Here is an 18622-nt window from a genome sequence, read left to right as displayed (position 1 = left end):
TAAGCCGATTAGTTCAAAAGTATATCAGAATCTTGACTCAGACGAAATTTTTTGATTTTAATCAATTTTTCTTTAAATGAGGTGAATTATGAAAAAAGTATTCTTCATTTTTGCATGCTTGCTAATTTTTGCATCCTGCGATGAGATTGATAAAGTATTCAATCCATCATCAGACGATTATTTGATTAAGAAAACGATTCAAGCAAGTTCAGAAGAACAAATTATTGAATCAGACAGTGAATTTAAAATGATATTCCCTTCAAATTCAATTTCAGGTGACTTGGAAGTCAAAGTTAAAAAAGAGAGTTCTGCGCCGGCTCTGAATATCCCTAATCAGAAGCCCGGCAAAAACTTTTTCAAAATCAAATTCAGCGGTGAAACTGCATTTCTTCATCCTGTTAAGCTCATTATCAATTATGATAAGTCTGCTATTCCAACAGGGCAAACAGCGACTGAAACAGTTAAAGGCTTTATTTATACCCAAGGAGGATGGAAACTTGCCGACTATCAACTCGATGAACCAAATGGAAAAATCATCATAAGCATTTCAAGTATTTCAGGTAAAACTTATAAAGATGAACCTGGTTTGCTTGATGACGGAGAATTTATTATAGGTGACGCTTATACAACAACAGATGAAGGACAGAAAGATGAGTTCACTTGTGACTGTGGCTGGGTAGTTGATTATTCTAAGCTTACATTAAAACAAGAATACAAATACTTCTTAGGTTGGATTGTTTATTATGTCAATGAAAAAGGTAATAGACATGGACCTGAGATTACTTGGTTTGATGAAGCAAAAACACAATTAAGTAGCGAATCTTGTTGGTATGATTTTAATGGAGAGTCAAAAGTGCACGGTATAAATACTCATTATTATAAAAGTGGAAAAATTTCATCGAAAAGGTATTGGAAAGAGGGCAAGCTACACGGTAGAGATGATGGATGGTGGGAGAATGGATTAAAGAGATTCGAAGTTAACTATCACGAAGGCCAGATTCACGGAAAGTCTGTGGAATGGAAAGAAAATGGTGATATGGTGCGAGAAGGTCAATATACATTTGGTGTAAAAACCGGAATTTGGTGGTTTTATTTGGATGGTAAATGTTGGTATGGTGAAGATTATGGCGACGGCACCGAACATAAATCAGTTGACTGTAAATAAAAATATAGTTTGAAAAATTATTAGAGATACGGCTATGAAAAAAGTATTCTTCATTTTTGCATGCTTGCTAATTTTAGCATCCTGCGATGAGATTGATAAAGTATTCAATCCATCATCAGACGATTATTTGATTAAGAAAACGATTCAAGCAAGTTCAGAAGAACAAATTATTGAATCAGACAGTGAATTTAAGATGATATTCCCTGCAAATTCAATTTCAGGCGAGCTGGAAGTCAAAGTTGAAAAAGAAAGTTCTGTGCCGGATATGAATATTCCTAATCAGAAGCCCGGCAAAAACTTTTTCAAAATCAAATTCAGTGGTGAAACTGCATTTCTAAAGCCCGTTCAGATAGTTATCAATTATGATAAGTCTGCTATTCCAACAGGGCAAACAGCGACTGAAACAGTTAAAGGCTTTATTTATACCCAAGGAGGATGGAAACTTGCCGACTATCAACTCGATGAACCAAACGGAAAAATCATCATAAGCATATCAAGTATTTTAGGTAAAACTTATAAAGATGAACCAATTTTACTTGATGACGCAGAAATTATTATAGGTGACGCTTATACAACAACAGATGAAGGACAGGATGACAATTTGCTAAAAGTGCTGCATACTTGCCAAGTAACGATTTATAGTAACAAATATTCAAGGAACTTCATGATTTTTAAAAATGCAGAAGTAACTGACAAGAGCACAAATCCATTTTCTTTTTCAGGTGATAATTTTTATGTTGATTATATTTCAAGAGATGATATTGACCCTGATAACATGAATCCGGGTAATACTTTTTGGTTTGATTACTTAAAGTATAAAGCTTCCGGACAAGTCAAAAATAATTCTCACTCCGTATTGACTAAATTTAATGTTCAGGATTACAGGCAATTTCATACCTCACAAATTGATTGGTATGATATAAATATTGATTTCAGTCTTTCGGATGTGAAATTAACATATCAAAGCAAAGAAAATGACACACTAATCTATTACTTGGATAAGAATGAAGTCAACAGATGCTTGAATTCATTATACTATAACAATAATCACATTTGGGAGGAAACGGTTTATACTCAAACTGCATCAGATGTTGATGTCTTAATTTTAAGGTTTACAAAATGAAAACAATTATTGATTTTCGTGTTTTCTTAATAGTTATCTTTGTAGTCATCTTACTAGCATCCTGCGATGAAGATGATAAAATTACAAATCCTGAATCAGATTATCTTATCGAAAAAACGATTCAAGCAAGTTCAGAAGAACAGATTATTGAATCAGGGAGTGAATTTAAGATGATATTCCCTGCAAATTCAATTTCAGGCAACCTAGAAGTCAAAGTCAAAAAGGAAAGTTCTGCGCCGGCTCTGAATATCCCTAATCAGAAGCCCGGCAAAAACTTTTTCAAAATCAAATTCAGCGGTGAAACTGCATTTCTTCATCCCGTTAAGCTCATTATCAATTATGATAAATCTGCTATTCCAACAGGTAAAACAGCTCAGGAGTCAGTATTCGGCTACATTTATTCATCCGGCTCCTGGAAACTTGCAGATTATCAACTCGATGAAGCAAACGAAAAAATCATCATAAGCATATCAAGTATTTTAGGTAAAACTTATAAAGATGAACCAATTTTACTTGATGACGTAGAAACTATAATTGGTGACGCTTATACAACAACAGATGAAGGACAGAGCGACGAACTGCTCGAAAGATTGAAATACTTCAATTGCCAGTTGTTATTAGACGATATTACAATAATCAAACAAAGTGATGGTCTGGAGTATCCTTATGAGGCGGATGATATCAAATCAAATTCAGGCTGGGAAGTCGGAATAGGGGCTGTTGATTCTGTTTTTGTAAAGTGGCAGGGTAATAAATTTACTATTATCCATCAAGCAGTAAATGAGGTTTTTGATGTTGGATTTAATATTTCCGGTCAAGTTGATAAATCAACATGGAATGTCAGTAATTTAATTTTTGAATACTCCAGAGTTGAAAGATATACTGGTGGGTCATGCGAAAAGGATATACTTATTCATTTTAATGTGATAAAGGGCAGATATTTTGATTTTGGAGGACTTGGGCAAATGATTGAACTAGCTATTGACTCCAAAGCAAACGACAATCCGAGTAATCATGACCAAGATTTGAATAAGATAATTCGTGATATCAGTTATACTGAGAGATGGTATAAAGCCACTATACTTCAAGATGTATTTACTTTGAAATCCATAAATGATTTGGCAAAAAACAGATTCAGTCTTGACTTAGGTAATCAACCTAAGTATTGATAAATATTAATTATGAGGTAAAAATGAGATATTTCATATTTTTTTTAACCTTAATCTTATTGCTTAATTCCTGCGATGAGATTGATAAAATATTCAATCCGGCATCAGACGATTATTTGATTAAGAAAACCATTCAAGCAAGTTCAGAAGAACAGATTATTGAATCAGGAAGCGAATTTAAGATGATATTCCCTGCAAATTCAATTTCAGGCGACCTGGAAGTCAAAGTAAAAAAAGAAAGTTCAGCGCCGGTTCTGAATATTCCTAATCAGAAGCCCGGCAAAAACTTTTTCAAAATCAAATTCAGCGGTGAAACTACATTTCTTCATCCTGTTAAGCTCATTATCAATTATGATAAGTCTTCAATTCCAACCGGGCAAACAGCGTCTGAAACAGTTAAAGGCTTTATTTATTCCCAAGGAGGATGGAAACTTGCTGATTATCAACTTGATGAGCCAAACGGAAAAATCATCATAAGCATATCAAGTATTTTAGGTGACACTTATAAAGATGAACCAATTTTACTTGATGACGTAGAAACTATAATTGGTGATGCTTATACAACAACAGATGAAGGACAGAAAGATAAGTTCACATGTGACTGTGGTTGGGAAGTTGATTATTCGAAACTAAAGATGAAGCAGGAATATGAATATTATGAGGGTTGGTCAATCTACTATATAAATGAAAAAGGTAACAGACATGGACCTCGTATTACTTGGTATGATGAAGAAAAAACCAAATTGAAAAGCGAATCATGTTGGTATGATTTCAATGGAAAGCCAAAATTACATGGACCTAGGACTTATTATCATGAAAATGGACAAATTTCCATATTAAAATATTTCAATGAGGGCAGACTACACGGTAAACGTGAAGCATGGTGGGCAAACGGAACAAAAAGTTCTGAATCTAATTTTTTCGAAGACAAACTTCACGGAAGTTATGTTGAATGGAAGGAAAACGGAGATATTATAACAGAAGGACAATTTACATATAATGTCAGAACCGGAGTGTGGTGGTTTTATCTGAACGGTAAGTGTGACTATGGACTTGATTATGGCGACGGCTACCAAATGAAAAACATTAAATGTAATTAAAAATTGTCTCGTACACAAAAAAAGAGGCTGCCCAATCGGACAGCCTCTGAAAAATCTCTTCCCGTCCCGTCTTTGTTCTAAAGTTAGTGTATCGTCAATAATTACAACAGACGACTATAATTTAGATTCATCCCTATCCGTCAATTATAACAAAGACGGGACATGAATTTATGCGTAAAGTTGCGAAACGTCCAAGAAGATTTCGTAATCTTTGACTTTGTCGTCCACCAAACCCAAGACGTTGCAAAATCCTACTGTGAGTTGCGTGTCGTTGTGCCTTGTATAGGTCACTTTCCCTTTGGAGATTACTGTGTTGCCGTCTTGAAAAACTGACAAATCTGAATGTTGGAGCCCTTTGATTGAATCGAAAAAGCCGGCTACAGCTTGCTCGACATTGACTTTGCCTTCAACAGGAGGGAAATTGCCCATAGTAAAGATTACATCTTCAGTTAAAAATGATGCGAATGATTTGGCATCTCTGCCATCTATTGCTTTAAACAAGTCTTTAGACCAATCTTGATAATTCATAATTATAATTATTTTGTAAAATGAAACATAAACTCACACTTAAACGCAGAAACGAAATTTATAGTTTATGCTATTATGAATTATGTCTAATTGTTAATTATGTCAGAATATCTTGTCTAAAATACTCGGTCTGCTTTTGATAGAAGGCTGTCAGAAATGTTTAGACCTTGCTCTTGAGCGGTCTTTTTATTAATATAAAATGCATATTTTACGATTGGTTTCATCCCAAAATCTGTTGTCTTTTTGCCTGATAGGATTTCAGCCGCGATTTTGCCCGATTCCAAGCCCCAATAACCGTAATCAACTCCATATCCGATTGCAGCGCCTTTTTCGACTTGTATTGGGTCGGTAACGAAAACAGGGATTTTCTTTTCGCCCGCAATCTTCGAAATATAGGGCAAGCCGAGATAAACCATATTATCCGCCGATGCAATTATGACTTGTGCATCTTTTGAAACTATGGTCTGGATTGCTTGAGCGATGTCGTTAGAATTGTAAACCGGCAAGTCAATCACTTTTATATTTCGTCGCGTGAATTCCTGAATCAATTGATTTGCAGAAAATTGGGCGTTTGGCTCGGAAATGCTGTACGGCAATCCCACAATTTGCAGATTCGGCATGAAACTCAAGACCAAATCTACGAATTCGACTATCTTGAAGGGGTCGTAAACACCGGCTAAATTCGAGGGAGAGGACGTCATTCCGGCTTGTTCCGGACTGAATGTTACGGTCGCCACAACAGGTATGTTTTTGATTTTTTGTGAAGCTGCCACCATGCACGGAGTCGAATTTGTGATTATCATATCGGCATTTGCCATTTCGAATGCACTCAGTATTTGCACGATATTGCCGATTTCGCTTTGAGCGTTTTTGTAGTCAATTTTTATGTTTTCGCCATCTATGTATCCTGCATCTGCGAGCGATTTAATCACTCCCAATCTGGCTTGGTCTAATGCGGGGTCTTCGGATATTTGTACTATGCCGATGTAGAGTTTGCCATCTTTTTTGTTGCACGTTGATAATAAGACGGAACCCAAAATTATAAGAAAAACAAAGTAAACTTTCATAATAACATCCATTCATTTTGACATATTTATAATTTTAAATATAATAAATTCAATCTTAAGGTAGTCTAATTCTAAGTTAAGTTTCTAAGTAAAATTTATATTATTAAGGAGTATTATGTATTTACTGACCATTGGTCTCGGAGCGGTATTGGTTTTGTTGGGTTTGGGTAGTTATGTTGGTTCCGGAGCCCAAAGCGTAACGGCGTTGATTCCGGCATTTATCGGGTTGCCGATTCTGATTCTCGGTTTAATTGCCAAAAATGAGAGTCGTCGCAAAATTGCAATTCATATTGCTATCGTATTGGTTCTGCTCGGATTTATCGGGACTATCCCCGGTGTGTTCAAATTATTTAGTCATATGGGTGGTGCAGAAATTGAGCGTCTTGCGGCTGTCTATGTGCAATCTATTATGGCAGTTCTGTGTTTTATTTATTTGATTTTTGCGGTCAAATCATTTGTAGATGCACGTCGCAAATAATGTCAGCAATATTTATTTTCGACTACAGGCAAAATTAACATGAAAGTACTTCCAACATCGGGAGTACTTTCTACTATTATGTCTCCACCATTCATATAGGCAAATTCTTTACTCAATAATAATCCCAATCCGGTACCTTTTTCGCCTTCTGTACCCAATCTGGCTCCTGAATTTGCAATTTTGAATAAATTTTCCAATGTTGCTTTGTCCATTCCAATTCCGGTATCGTTGACCGAAACAATTACATGGTCCTCGTGACTTTCGCAATTTAATGTGACTTTGCCGTTTGTGGGTGTGAATTTTATAGCATTACTCAGCAGATTCCTCAAAATTGTTTTTATCATTTCAATATCTGCGTAAATGATAAAATCGCACTCGCAAATATGATTTAAGTTAATATGTTTGCGTTGAGCATTCTCCATGTTCAATCTAAACGAGCTTTCAACAACTTCGCTAATTTGGAAGTATCGGGGTCTTGGCACTAATTTTTTGGTCTGAGACATTGACCATTGCAATAAATTTTCGAGCAAATTGAATAGTGCCGATGATGCTTCTTTCAGATTGATTGTATATTCTTTGATTTGATTTGTGGGTATTGCGTCGAAATTGTCTGCCAAATCTTTCAGCATCATCATAATTCCCGTCAATGGGCTTCGGAGGTCATGTGCGATTATATTGAAGAAGGTGTCTTTGTCGGCATTTAATTCTTTGAGTAATTGCTGGGTTTCTTCCTGCTTGTGCTCCATTTCTTTGCGTGCCGTAATGTCGGAATAGCTTCCTATCGCGACTCGAGTACCATTGAATAAAGTGTGCTTGACCGAACGTTCACTAATCCAAATATAGTTTCCGTTTGGATGCAACCACCGATATTCTACAATGTACGGTTTGTTAGTATCAAATAGCGCATCAAATTCATCGTCAATTCTATCCTTATCCTCAGGATGAATTCTATCAAACCAAATAGCTTTACTGTTTGCAATAATTTCATCAGGCGTAAAACCTGTAATGTTATATATATTCGGGCTTACATAATAGGTTTTTCCGTTTCTATCCAAAATCCATGTAGCATCGGGAATATTTTCGACAAGTAGCTTATATCGATCTTCACTCTCAGCCAATTTGGCGAGTGTTATTTCGCGCTCTTTTTCAGAGGCAATATGTTGGCTGATATCAACAGCAATTCCAATGACAAATTCCATATTGTACTCGGTGAATTTCACTTTAGTTATAGTCAAATCGCACCAAACGAAGTGTCCGTCTTTATGCAAATAAGGTTTTTCAAATCTATGAGTATTGATACCTTGTTCACTGAATTCTCGCACTAATTCGACTTCAGCTTCATAAACTTCTTTTTCCGATAAATCAGACAAATGTAATTTGAGGAATTCTTCTTGAGTATAGCCCAAAAGCTTACAAAAGGCATTGTTTACGTCAAGTATAATCATGTTTTCGACATCAAAAATCACTATGCCTGCGGGAGTATGGTCGAATATACTACGGAAAAAGAAATCGCTCTCGAGTTTTTGCTCGAGCACATTTTGTATGTCTGATTTATGTTCGGTCAATTTCGACCCAATTTCATCAGCGATAATTTTTTTCAGATATCTATTCTCAGACTTTAGTCTTTCGATGGTACCAATTAATGTTTTTATGTCGTTTTGGACATTTATCATACTTATAATTTATCATTTTTTATATCGATACTTTCCAAAGTAACTACAAAATTCTAATAATCAAAATATTTTTTTTTTAATTTATTTATTTTTCTATACTTTATATCGTTCCAACTTGAAAGTTTCGCCTAAATATCTTTTGCGTACTTCCTCATTATCGGCTATTTCAGCGGCTGTTCCGGAAATATAAATTGTACCGTCAATCAATATATAAGCACGGTCTGTTATAGATAAAGTTTCATGAACATTATGGTCTGTAATCAAAACTCCAATATTTTGCTCCTTGAGTTTTGAAACCATTTTCATGATGTCCTCGACTGCTATCGGGTCGATTCCGGCAAAAGGTTCGTCTAAAAGCACGAATTTCGGTTCTGATGCTAAAGTGCGTGCTATTTCGCAACGGCGTCTTTCTCCGCCTGATAGCATATAACCTGTCGATTTGCGGATGTGTTGAATGCCGAATTCATTTATTAATCGTTCGAGTTTTTCTTTTCGTTGGCTTGCGGTGAATCTTTGCATCTGCAAAATAGCCCGAATATTATTCTCGACGGACATTTTCCTAAATACTGAGGGCTCTTGCGGCAGATAGCTCAATCCCAAGCGAGACCGCCTATACATCGGTTTGCCTGTTATATCATTCCCATCTAACTTGACTATGCCGCTATTTGGTTTAATCATACCCACAATCATGTAAAATGTTGTAGTTTTTCCTGCTCCGTTGGGTCCCAGCAATCCTACCACTTCACCTTGTTTGATGTTGATTGACACGTTGTTTACTACTACGCGTTTTTTGTAGCGTTTTACTAAATTCTCGGCTGACAATTCGCTATGTTGAGTTTCCAATTTTTTTACCTTCGAGGTCTTTGTTCTAATTTTAAATTAACAGATTGTTCTTTTCCGTCCCTTAATACCTTGAAATTCAGATTCTGTCCTGTAACTGCATCGCCTGTAGCTATCAAATAATCTTCGAGACGGAGTATTTTATATCCGTTAATCTCAGAAATCACGTCCCCAAGTTTTATACCCGATTTTTCCGCCGGTGAATTATTCAACATCCCAAATACAACAACGCCTTCTTGCAAATTCGAGCCAATGTATCTTGCTAACTGTTCGTCCAATTCGCGAGGTTCAATTCCTGTGTAATAGTCTCTGTCAATCTGGCTCTTACTCTTCAATAATTCGACAATTTTCTTAACTCTATCTATTGGAATAGAAAATCCTATGCCAATACTTCCGGCGCCTTGCCTGTTTTGCGAGGTCGAATAAATTATTGTATTCATGGCAATAACTTCGCCCAGCGAGTTTACTAATGGTCCGCCGGAATTTCCTGAACTAATAGCAGCATCTGTTTGAATCATACCTCTATAAACACGGTTGTATGGTGAATCTTGGTGTAAAATATTAATATTATTATTTGAAACTACCCCAACAGTTACTGTGGGTTTTGCATTCCGGTCGAATAGTCCGAATGGATTGCCAAATGCAATTACCCATTCTCCAATTATGACATCGCTCGAAGTGCCCAATTTCAAATACGGTAAATTATTTCCTTTTATTTTGAGCAATGCAACATCAGTCACCATGTCCGAGCCGATTATTTCGGCTTCGTGCTTTGTGCCGTCAGTCATTGTAACGATGATTTTTGAGGCATTTCCGGCTACGTGGTGATTTGATAAAATATAGCCGTCGGGCGAAATGATGAATCCTGAACCTAAGCCCTGGACTTCATATTCTTGGACTCGGCTGCCACTATTTCCGAAAAAGCGTCTGAACATCGGGTCATCTAAGAAAGGATGCCTATAGACCACCTGACGGACTTCGGTAACGTTTATACCCACAATTGCAGGGCTGCATTTAGCAATTGCATCAGTAATAGCATTTCGACGCGAATTGCTAATGTCATTATTAGTTGTTGATAATTTTTCTACCCTATTTTCATTGAGCGCCAATTCATTTTTCTTTGCGTTGGATTCGTTATTACTCTGTGCTTCGCACGATATTAGAAAGGCAATTATTAATGTTGCGATGAATATTGTTCTGTATGTCATACCCTTACTTTACAAATAATTTTATAAATTTGTGAATAACTTATATTTTATATTTCATAAATCATATTTATTTTACGATTTTTTGTTCGATAAATTTTAGACGATTAAAATAAGCATGAGTAAACTTGTAAAAGTTGCGCTGCCGATTCCGACAGACCAACTATTCACATATAAATTGCCCGAATCCGACACTAATGCTGTCGGCAAACGAGCTATTGTACCACTTATGAATAGAGAAGTGACAGGAATAATCGTTGAATTTGAAGAATCCGACTATAAATCTGAAATCAAGGAAGTTTTGGATGTGCCGGACCGATTGCCAATTTTCAGCGAAAACATGCTGAAATTTACTCGCTGGATGTCCGAATATTACATGACGTCGTGGGGTGAAACGCTTAAAATGGCTCTGCCTCCCGGATTTTTTGTCCAAAGCTCTACAAAATTCAAATTATCAGACCTTGCTTCTACAAATCCTTCTTTATTGCAAAGTATTAGAGGTCCGCGTCAAGCTGAAATCGCAAATTTATTGAGCGAACATAATTCCTATGTAACGGTTGCTTACATTGAAAAAAAATTAGGTACAAAAATTTCTACATCGCAACTTAATGCTCTCGAAAGCGCCGGAATCATTGAAATCGAAGATAGCAAAATCAGAGCTAAAAGTGCCAAAAAAGTGAAAATGCTTGCGATTTCGGAAAAATATTTGAATGATGAAATTGAAGTCAAAATATTTCTGCTCAATTCAGAATCAAAAAAACCTTCATATGGGAGGATTTTCAGCCTCTTGTATTTGCAACATATGAATGGAATCAAAGGGATTCCATCGAAAATTGCTCTTGATGAATCGAAAGTATCGAGGTCAGTAGTTAATACTCTTATCAAAAAAGGTGTTGTTTACGAATATGAAATCGAAGCCGCTTATGTACCGGAAACTGTATTGACGCCATTAGCAACAAAAGATGAAATTAACGCTGTGCTTTCAGCTGAACAAAACGAATGTGTAGCCCAAATTTGCGATGCCATTGATAAGAATCGGAATGAGCCTATACTTTTGCATGGCGTCACAGGCAGCGGAAAAACACTTGTTTATATGCAAGCTGTTCGAAAGGTGCTTGATATGGGTAAAACTGCTCTTCTGCTCGTCCCGGAAATTGCCCTGACGCCGCAATTAATTGACCGATTCCGAAAAGTATTCACAAATCAATTAGCCGTTTTGCATAGCGGAATGAAGGATAGCGAAAGATTCGAATCCTGGAATGCTCTCAAAAAGGGCGAATTCCGCATTGCTTTAGGTGCTCGTTCTGCACTTTTCGCTCCAATTGATAATCTGGGAATAATCATCGTTGACGAAGAGCACGACAGCTCCTACAAGCAAGATTCGCCTTCGCCGCGTTACCAAGCTCGCGATAGTGCCGTCATGCGGGCGAAAATCGAAGATTGTCTTTGTGTATTGGGCTCGGCTACTCCATCAATCGAGAGCATGTACAATACAACTTCAAAAAAATATAAAATTGCACAAATAAAAAACCGAGCCGATGGCGCCGAAATGCCCGATGTCACGCTGCTTGATACGATTTCTGCGACAAAAAATAACCAAATGATTGGCTCATTCAGCCGATTGCTGTTGGATAAAATTGTGCAAAAAGTCAATCGGAAAGAAGGTGTAATTATTTTACAAAACAGACGCGGTTTTGCATCAGTAGTTTGTTGCAACGAATGCGGGTTCATCCCCGAATGTAACCACTGCTCGGTCAAACTTACCTACCACAAACCAAAAGAAGCGCTGATATGTCATTATTGCGGTTATACCGAAAAAATGATAACACATTGCAAAGCCTGCGATACGGATTCACTTGCTCTAATCGGAACCGGTACTCAAAGAATCGAATCAGAATTGGCATCACTGCTTAGCGAAAGAGGCGTCAAACATGTTATCAAACGTATGGATTCAGATTCGGTAAAGCAGCCGGGTTCACTACGTAGGATTTTGACTTCATTCGCCAAAGGAGATTCTGACATTCTCGTTGGGACTCAGATGTTAGCTAAGGGTATTGATATAGACAGGGTGACACTCATCGGCGTTATCAATGCTGATTTGCAATTATTATTCCCTGATTTTCGAGCAGCCGAGCGTACTTTTCAGTTATTGACCCAAATTTCGGGCAGAGCCGGCAGGCAAAGAGATTTCCGCGGTGAAGTGATTTTGCAAAGTTTCAACCCAAATCATTATGCCGTCAAACTTGCCTCTACAGCGGATTATGATGCATTTTATGCTCACGAAATCGAATTACGACGCGAAGTGTTCTATCCTCCATTTGTTCGATTCATCTCCGTAGAATTTTATGGCGGCGACGAAACTAAAGTAATAAGCTATGCAAAAAGATTTGCTTCTTTATTCCCCAAAAGTGCTGCCATTCATGAAATTATGGGTCCTGTGATACCGACAATTGCCAGAATTAGCAACAACTACAGACGTGTAATTTACATCAAAGGCAACAAAACCAAAGACCCGTCCGGAAATATAACCAGAGCAGCTATTCGCGATGTATTGAAAAGATTCGAACTCCCGTTTTCAAAAAATGTTGTGATGATAAAAATAGATATTGATTCTTACTCGTCATTGTAATACATTAACATATTAACATGTATTAAATTACTTAAAAGGGGGTTTTGATGACAAGAATTATATTATCTCTGGCGATTGTATTGCTTACGATATTGCCTCGTGCAAATTCAAACGAATTGACTGACGGGTGGAAACTGAACGGCTACGTGCAAACCATTCCGTACCTTGACGGTCGTGATTTTTCCAACAAAACTTATATGCCAATTTACACATCTATGAAACTGCGGCTCGGAGTTGAAAAAAGTGTTGGCGATTATCTCGATTTTAATGTCCAATTCCAAAATTCTCGTGTTTTCGGGCAAGAAGGGGCAATTACCACAAACAATTCCCATATTTTCATGATTCAAGGCTATCTCGAATTTAAGAATATCCTAAATCAACCGCTATCTTTCAAAGTCGGCAGGTATCAGTCGGATTACGGCACAGGCAGATTTATTAGTGTAAGCCCATGGAATTATGTCGAGCGAGCATTTGACGGTTTCAAGTTGAAGTATGATAATAATGACCTGATGCTCGAAGCATTTTATGCTAAGCATACATCGGAAACAAAATCACAAAACGGAAATGCCTTTCCCTCTGCGAGCATCTTCAAACTCACTGAATATAATGATTATGATATGGCGGGATTATTTGGCGAAAAGAAACTATCCGAGGACATGAAAATTCAGGCTCTGGGTTATATGGAACTTAATAATGTAAAAAATGCGCAGGGTGTGAAAATGTTGGAACGCTTTACCGGTACGCTTTCATTCCTCAAATCTGCCAAACCGCTCGGCGTCACGGTCGAACTCGCTTACCAAGGTGGCAAAAACCAAGGTCGCAACATCGCCGCATACCTCACAAGCGTTAAACTCGATTACAAAATCTCCGATTTCACTTTTACTATAGCCAATGATAAACATTCGGGAACAGCGCCCAATTCAGCTGAAGTCAATACATTCAATAATTATCCTGCAGCGAAGCATCGTTTCTTTGGGCTGATGGATTATTTCACGACAGCGAGCTCAAATTATCCGCTCGGAGTTGATGATTACTACGCGGGTTTTGCATGGAAATTTGCCCAAGATTGGAATATGACTCTTTACGGACACCAATTCATCTCAAACAAGGAAGCATTGAATTATGGCACTGAAATAGATTTGACAATTAGATATAATTTGGACAAGAAAATTTTTGTGGAATTCGGCAACGGAGTATTCTTGCCGGATGATTTGATGATTGACATGTTCGAATCTGCACTTGGACCCGGACACAGCGACCCTGCCTTAGTTACCTATTTGAGGTTCACAGCGAGACTGTAAAATATTAGCCACGACTAAACAATTAAATTGGGATGCAATATTAAATAATATTTGCATCCTATTTTTTTTGTGATTATTTTGCACTTGTAGTTATAACAAATACATAAAAAGTATTATTTGGAATTGATTAAGTGATTAACAGCACTTTATATAGAACTGCAGCATTGATTTTGCTGATTGCAATTGTCTTTACGACCTATAATTTCACGTTAAACGGACATTATCATCGTACTGAAGAAGGTGTATTGATTTATCATTATCATCCCTATGAGCATGATGAAGACAGCGATTCGAGCCAAAGCAAACACACACATACGCAATTACAATTCGTCAATCTCGAGAGCAATACTCATATACGATTCTGCATCGTACTAGCAGTAGTCATACTCCATAATCTGAATGAATCCATAATAGAGCTACAAATCATAGATTTTATACCACATGTCACATCAGTTGATATGCTGTCTCCTCAATTACGCGCTCCTCCTGCACTCTAAAAAAACCCCTTTCTCATTTGTTCTAATCATTTTTAAATATTATTATAAAGTTAATACTATGAAAAAGTATCAAAAATATATCGTATTTTTATGCTTGCTTATAATGTTAGGCAGCACAAACAATTTAATTAGTTCTACGGAAGTCTCTGTGCTCGGGCAAGTTACCGAGAAAAACGGCAAAGGAATTCCCGGAGCAACAATCCGTATCCCAAATACTGTACTTGGGTCTGTCGCTAATGTAGATGGCAATTTTAATGTTAAAAGAGTTCAATCAGGAAATGTCAAATTCTTGATTTCCGCAATTGGTTATAGAAGTCAGAATTTGAAGTAAACATCCAAACTTCCGAAAAAACTTTTGAAATCGGCAGTATCGTGCTCGAAGAATCATCAATCAATACATCCGACATTATCGTAACGGCAACTCGTTCCGAAAAAATCTATGAAGATGTGCCCGTCAAAGTTTCCGTACTTGACGACAGAATTTTTTCCTCTGTTTCCGCAATTACTCTAAACGAAGGTTTAGCATTCCGCCCGGGACTACGAATCGAAAACAATTGCCAAAATTGTGGTTTCAACCAAGTGCGAATCAACGGGCTTGACGGCAGATATTCGCAAATCCTAATTGACAGTAAGCCAATTTTTTCCGCTCTGAATGGCGTCTATGGTTTAGAGCAAATTCCCCAAAATATGATTTCGCGTGTTGAAATTATTCGCGGTGGAGCTTCTACATTATACGGAGGAAATGCCATTGCGGGTGTGGTCAATATAATTACAAAAGACCCGGATACCGATGGCGTAAATGTTGAAATGAGCCAAGCAGTTTTGCCCGGCAATCGTAGTGATGAAGCATTCGGAGGTTCCGACAGAACTTTCAAAATATCGGGTCAATTGCTCAATAATAATGAAAAAGTGGGCGTTAATGTTCATGCCATGAATCGTTCAAGAGATGCTTGGGATGCCAATAATGACGGATTTAGCGAAATACCCTCGATTGATTTGACTGTTTTCGGCGGCAAAATCAACTACAAACCTGACATGTTTACCCGTATTGGTTTGGAATATCATAATATCAATGACAGTCGCCGCGGTGGTAATAAATTTCATCTAAAGCCGCATCAGACCGATGTTACCGAAATGGTCTCGCATAATATTAACGCTGCCGGTTTGACCGCTGAAAGATATATTAATAGTTCGGATAAAATCTCATCGTATTTTTCATACCAAAATACTCATAGAGACAGTTATTACGGCAGTGGAGGCGACGAAAATGCTTATGGAATTACCGATAATTACAGTATGATTTTTGGCTTGCAATACACCAAAGCTATCAGCCAATTTGCCGGAGAACATGTTTTTACGACCGGATTTGAATATAAGCATGATGATTTGAAGGATGTATCGCCTGCGTATAATAGGGCAATCATCCAAAAATCGGATGATTTTGGATTGTATTTGCAAAATGATTGGATGCTTTCTGATATGTTCAGTATTTTGAGCGGTGTACGATTTGACAAAAGCAATTTTATCGAGGATATCATTCTTAGCCCGAGATTTAATGTGCTGATGAAGTTATCATCGAATATGTCGCTTCGTACGAATTTTTCAACAGGATTCAGAGCACCACAAGTTTTCGATGAAGATTTGCACCTTACACAAGTGAATGGCGGCGGAATGGTAATATCAAACAGCCCTGACCTTAAGTCGGAACGCTCGATTTCCTATGGTGCATCTTTAGACCACAATATAAGTTCCGGCAGCGTTCGCTCATCTTACTCATTGGAATTCTTCTCGACAAATTTAAACAATGCTTTTGTATTGGAAAATACAGGTACAAACGAAAATGGTGACATGCTTTTGGTACGAGTCAATGCGGAAAATGCCACTGTAAGAGGCATGACTGCGGAATTTATGTTGGAACCTTGGGACTTTTTGAATTTTTCTACCGGATTTACATACCAAACTTCAAAATATTCTGAAGCTATCGAATGGTCGGAAGGAGTTGAAAGAGGTGAATCAAGCACAGACCGAATGCTTCGGACTCCTAATTTGTACGGATTCTTTACAATTTCAACTGAAATCACATCAAATTTGAATTTTTCAGCTTCGGGAGTTGTAACAGGACCAATGCTCGTACCGCATTATGCAGGTGGAATAGGGCTTGATGGTTTTGAAAATGTAGATGACAAATTGGTAGAAACTTCGACTTTTGTGGACGTAAATTTAAAGGTATCATATCAAATCCTTTCTCAGCCTAATTTGGAACTTGGTTTAACGGTTGGCAATCTTCTGAATTCATTCCAAAATGACTTTGACAGAGGCATGAATAGTGACGCAGGGTATATCTATGGACCTACCAGACCCCGATATTTCGCTCTAAATCTAAAGGCAGGAATTTGATTAAAATAAATAAAAATAATTTGTAACTTTTTAGCTTTTCATGTGTCTATAGTATAAGAAACAAAAATGTAAATTGAAATAAAATATATAAAATTAAGCGGGAGCTTTTAACGTTTGCCATGTTGAATTTCTTTATCTCTTCATTAGCACTCCCTGAATCGAAAAAAATTCGGTATGGCGTTAAAAACAACTCCCGCTGTTTTATTTTATCAAATTTACAATCAGACTATTTCTATTATCAAAGCGTTTGCCTCTCCACCACCAATACACAATGAAGCCAAGCCACGTTTCAAACCTTTTTCCTTCAAAGCATAAATCAAAGTAGTGAGAATTCTTGCACCGGATGCACCAATTGGGTGTCCTAATGCAACTGCTCCGCCATTGACGTTTACTTTTTCGTGTGGAATGCCAAGTTCGCGAATAGAGTGCATCGGTACGCATGAAAATGCCTCGTTAATTTCGAACAAGTCAATATCATCCACAGTCAAACCCGTTTTGTCTAATATTTTCTTGATTACGGCAGTTGGAGCGGTTGTGAACCATTCCGGCTTTTGAGCATGTGAGCAATGAGCAATGACTTTTGCCAATGGCTTCAGCCCCTTAGATTCTGCCCAAACATCCGAAGTAACTACCAACGCAGCAGCCCCGTCATCAATCGAAGAAGCATTCGCGGCTGTAATTGCACCATCTTTTTTGAAAACTGCTTTGAGTTCCGGCACTTTTTCAAACCTGACTTTTGACGGTTCTTCGTCCTCCGAAACAGTAATATCGCCCTTTTTATTTGGAATTACAACGTTTACGATTTCATTTGCAAATCTGCCTGTTTTTTGGGCATCTAAAGCACGTTTGTAACTTTGGATAGCGAATTCATCTTGCGATTCGCGAGTGATATCACATTCAGTCGAGCATAATTCTCCGGCTATTCCCATGTGGAATTTGTTGTAAACATCCCACAAGCCATCATGGACCATCGAATCTATTAATTCTCCGTTTCCCATGCGATAGCCTGTACGGGCATTTTGAAGTAAATATGGTGCGTTCGACATTGACTCTTGCCCTCCGGCAACTACAACCTTAGCGTCGCCGCATTTGATAGCTTGGTCAGCAAGCATCACAGCTTTCAATCCGCTTCCGCAGACTTTGTTGATTGTCATACATTCGACTGATTCGGGCAGACCTGCATAAATGGATGCTTGTCGAGCCGGAGCTTGTCCCACTCCTGCAGCAAGTACATTACCCATTATTACTTCGTCAACGTCTTGAGGACTAATTCCTGCTCTGTTGACTGCTTCCTTGATAACGATAGCTCCCAATTGTGGTGAAGTAAGTTGTGAAAGTGAGCCCATGAAGGCTCCAATTGGAGTTCTTGTTGCTGATAAGATTACTGAGTTCATGTTTTTCCTGAAGAATTATCAATAAGGTCTTAAAACGATGTATCTATTTTGATATT

The 18622-nt window shown here is 37.6% G+C and carries 16 protein-coding genes; 10 read left to right on the top strand and 6 right to left on the bottom strand.

Annotated elements, in window-relative coordinates; all coding sequences use genetic code 11:
* Positions 1–88: 88 nt before the first annotated feature.
* The 4 genes from M9949_01400 to M9949_01385 are packed head-to-tail and all read left to right on the top strand — an operon-like array spanning position 89 to position 4557.
* Positions 89–1165 carry a hypothetical protein gene (locus M9949_01400; protein MCO5250057.1) on the top strand — a complete coding sequence of 359 codons (1077 nt, stop codon included), beginning with the start codon at positions 89–91 and terminating at the stop codon, positions 1163–1165.
* 34 nt (positions 1166–1199) lie between these two features.
* Positions 1200–2288, top strand: a complete 1089-nt coding sequence (locus M9949_01395) for a hypothetical protein (protein MCO5250056.1) — start codon at positions 1200–1202, stop codon at positions 2286–2288.
* Complete coding sequence (locus tag M9949_01390) at positions 2285–3457, top strand: hypothetical protein (GenBank protein ID MCO5250055.1); 1173 nt, start codon at positions 2285–2287, stop codon at positions 3455–3457. Before M9949_01395 ends, M9949_01390 begins: the two co-directional genes overlap by 4 nt.
* Positions 3458–3480: 23 nt before the next feature.
* Positions 3481–4557: a hypothetical protein gene (locus tag M9949_01385; protein MCO5250054.1), complete on the top strand. Its 1077-nt coding sequence runs from the start codon at positions 3481–3483 to the stop codon at positions 4555–4557.
* A gap of 168 nt (positions 4558–4725) precedes the next feature.
* On the opposite strand, the gene M9949_01380 is transcribed toward M9949_01385, so the two are convergent.
* Together M9949_01380 and M9949_01375 are read right to left on the bottom strand one after the other, a co-directional pair.
* Entirely contained in the window at positions 4726–5085 is a 360-nt protein-coding gene (locus tag M9949_01380) for a nuclear transport factor 2 family protein (protein ID MCO5250053.1), read from the bottom strand.
* Between the two features lie 116 nt (positions 5086–5201).
* Positions 5202–6152 (bottom strand): ABC transporter substrate-binding protein, encoded by a 951-nt coding sequence (locus M9949_01375; GenBank protein MCO5250052.1) that lies wholly within the window; start codon positions 6150–6152, stop codon positions 5202–5204.
* 115 nt (positions 6153–6267) lie between these two features.
* Between M9949_01375 and M9949_01370 the strand changes: the two genes are divergently transcribed.
* Positions 6268–6630 carry a hypothetical protein gene (locus tag M9949_01370; GenBank protein ID MCO5250051.1) on the top strand — a complete coding sequence of 121 codons (363 nt, stop codon included), beginning with the start codon at positions 6268–6270 and terminating at the stop codon, positions 6628–6630.
* 2 nt (positions 6631–6632) lie between these two features.
* On the opposite strand, the gene M9949_01365 is transcribed toward M9949_01370, so the two are convergent.
* The 3 genes from M9949_01365 to M9949_01355 form a co-directional block, all read right to left on the bottom strand.
* Entirely contained in the window at positions 6633–8303 is a 1671-nt protein-coding gene (locus tag M9949_01365; GenBank protein MCO5250050.1) for a PAS domain-containing sensor histidine kinase, read from the bottom strand.
* Positions 8304–8396: 93 nt separating this feature from the next.
* Positions 8397–9146: an LPS export ABC transporter ATP-binding protein gene (lptB, locus tag M9949_01360; GenBank protein ID MCO5250049.1), complete on the bottom strand. Its 750-nt coding sequence runs from the start codon at positions 9144–9146 to the stop codon at positions 8397–8399.
* Between the two features lie 5 nt (positions 9147–9151).
* Entirely contained in the window at positions 9152–10351 is a 1200-nt protein-coding gene (locus M9949_01355; protein MCO5250048.1) for a trypsin-like peptidase domain-containing protein, read from the bottom strand.
* Between the two features lie 115 nt (positions 10352–10466).
* Here M9949_01355 and priA point away from each other — a divergent pair, with 115 nt between their 5' ends.
* From priA to M9949_01330, 5 genes are all read left to right on the top strand, one after another.
* A complete protein-coding gene (gene priA / locus M9949_01350; GenBank protein ID MCO5250047.1) occupies positions 10467–12977 on the top strand; it encodes a primosomal protein N' in 2511 nt (836 codons plus the stop codon).
* A gap of 47 nt (positions 12978–13024) precedes the next feature.
* Positions 13025–14278, top strand: a complete 1254-nt coding sequence (locus tag M9949_01345; protein MCO5250046.1) for an alginate export family protein — start codon at positions 13025–13027, stop codon at positions 14276–14278.
* Positions 14279–14409: 131 nt separating this feature from the next.
* The gene (locus M9949_01340; GenBank protein ID MCO5250045.1) at positions 14410–14775 is read left to right on the top strand and encodes a hypothetical protein; all 366 of its coding nucleotides are present in this window, start codon (positions 14410–14412) and stop codon (positions 14773–14775) included.
* Positions 14776–14833: 58 nt separating this feature from the next.
* On the top strand, positions 14834–15106 hold the full coding sequence (locus M9949_01335; protein MCO5250044.1) for a carboxypeptidase-like regulatory domain-containing protein: 273 nt from the start codon (positions 14834–14836) through the stop codon (positions 15104–15106).
* A 41-nt stretch (positions 15107–15147) separates the two neighbouring features.
* Positions 15148–17172, top strand: coding sequence for a TonB-dependent receptor (locus M9949_01330; GenBank protein ID MCO5250043.1), 2025 nt, complete (start codon positions 15148–15150; stop codon positions 17170–17172).
* A 221-nt stretch (positions 17173–17393) separates the two neighbouring features.
* Here the strand turns inward: M9949_01330 and M9949_01325 are convergent, their stop codons facing one another.
* On the bottom strand, positions 17394–18566 hold the full coding sequence (locus M9949_01325; protein ID MCO5250042.1) for a thiolase family protein: 1173 nt from the start codon (positions 18564–18566) through the stop codon (positions 17394–17396).
* Between the last annotated feature and the right edge of the window lie 56 nt (positions 18567–18622).

It is taken from the genome of Candidatus Kapaibacterium sp. (assembly GCA_023957315.1).
Classification (GTDB): domain Bacteria; phylum Bacteroidota; class Ignavibacteria; order Kapaibacteriales; family UBA2268; genus PGYU01.
Note: the sequence above shows the minus strand (reverse complement) of the source record. Positions and strands in the feature narration are given on the sequence as shown.

Bases quoted from the DNA above. Each gene is read 5' to 3' on its own strand.
- M9949_01335 (MCO5250044.1), top strand. From the start codon at position 14,834: ATGAAAAAGTATCAAAAATATATCGTATTTTTATGCTTGCTTATAATG.
- M9949_01355 (MCO5250048.1), bottom strand. From the start codon at position 10,351: ATGACATACAGAACAATATTCATCGCAACATTAATAATTGCCTTTCTA.
- priA (MCO5250047.1), top strand. From the start codon at position 10,467: ATGAGTAAACTTGTAAAAGTTGCGCTGCCGATTCCGACAGACCAACTA.
- M9949_01395 (MCO5250056.1), top strand. From the start codon at position 1,200: ATGAAAAAAGTATTCTTCATTTTTGCATGCTTGCTAATTTTAGCATCC.
- M9949_01325 (MCO5250042.1), bottom strand. From the start codon at position 18,566: ATGAACTCAGTAATCTTATCAGCAACAAGAACTCCAATTGGAGCCTTC.
- M9949_01385 (MCO5250054.1), top strand. From the start codon at position 3,481: ATGAGATATTTCATATTTTTTTTAACCTTAATCTTATTGCTTAATTCC.
- M9949_01390 (MCO5250055.1), top strand. From the start codon at position 2,285: ATGAAAACAATTATTGATTTTCGTGTTTTCTTAATAGTTATCTTTGTA.
- M9949_01400 (MCO5250057.1), top strand. From the start codon at position 89: ATGAAAAAAGTATTCTTCATTTTTGCATGCTTGCTAATTTTTGCATCC.
- M9949_01365 (MCO5250050.1), bottom strand. From the start codon at position 8,303: ATGATAAATGTCCAAAACGACATAAAAACATTAATTGGTACCATCGAA.
- M9949_01345 (MCO5250046.1), top strand. From the start codon at position 13,025: ATGACAAGAATTATATTATCTCTGGCGATTGTATTGCTTACGATATTG.
- M9949_01380 (MCO5250053.1), bottom strand. From the start codon at position 5,085: ATGAATTATCAAGATTGGTCTAAAGACTTGTTTAAAGCAATAGATGGC.
- M9949_01370 (MCO5250051.1), top strand. From the start codon at position 6,268: ATGTATTTACTGACCATTGGTCTCGGAGCGGTATTGGTTTTGTTGGGT.
- M9949_01375 (MCO5250052.1), bottom strand. From the start codon at position 6,152: ATGAAAGTTTACTTTGTTTTTCTTATAATTTTGGGTTCCGTCTTATTA.